Origin of the sequence: Pseudoalteromonas sp. SG44-17, from assembly GCF_014164235.1 — a bacterium.
GTDB classification, from domain to species: Bacteria; Pseudomonadota; Gammaproteobacteria; order Enterobacterales; family Alteromonadaceae; genus Pseudoalteromonas; species Pseudoalteromonas rhizosphaerae.
This window is the reverse complement of sequence record NZ_JACJEV010000092.1, coordinates 1-633: the sequence shown is the minus strand read 5'-3', so window position 1 is coordinate 633 and position 633 is coordinate 1. Positions and strand designations below refer to the sequence as shown.

Below are 633 nucleotides of genomic sequence, written 5' to 3'. Positions count from 1 at the left end.
AAGCCTGACTTATCCTGCCAAAATAAATTCATTCCAATCAATTTTGCTGAGCAAATATTGCCAGGTACATTTGAGTATGCGCTTTGTTATATTGTCGAAAATAAACTCGATTTGTCGGGCTTTGACGCGTGGTATAACAATGATAAAACGGGCGCCGCTGCGTATCCTCCTTCAGTGATGCTAAAGATTATTTTACTTGGTTACGCACATGGTTTGGTTAGTAGCCGCCGTATTGCTAAGGCGTGTGAGACGAATATTTTGTTCATGAGTGTGTCGGGTGATATTCAACCTCATTACACATCTGTAGCGGGATTCGTGGCCAAAATGCACGAACAGATTGAACCGCTGTTTACGCAAGTACTGATGATATGCGACGAAGAAGGCTTGATAGGTCGTAACATGTTTGCCATTGATGGATGCAAATTGAAATCGAATGCGAGTAAAGAATGGAGCGGCACATTCGATGAGCTAGGGCGTAAAAAAGCAAAACTAGAACGCGCGAGTAAACGTATTATCGAACGTCACCAATCACAAGATAGCCTGAGCGAAGAGTTGATAACACAGGATTTAAAGCAAAAAGAAAAGCTGGATAAAAGTGCAGATAAAATCACGGAGTTCTTAGCGACCCACGAG

At 42.3% G+C, this 633-nt stretch carries 1 protein-coding gene; it reads left to right on the top strand.

Annotated elements, in window-relative coordinates:
• The coding region (locus H5182_RS22460) for a transposase (protein WP_182760658.1) at positions 1-633 on the top strand (633 nt) is incomplete at both ends.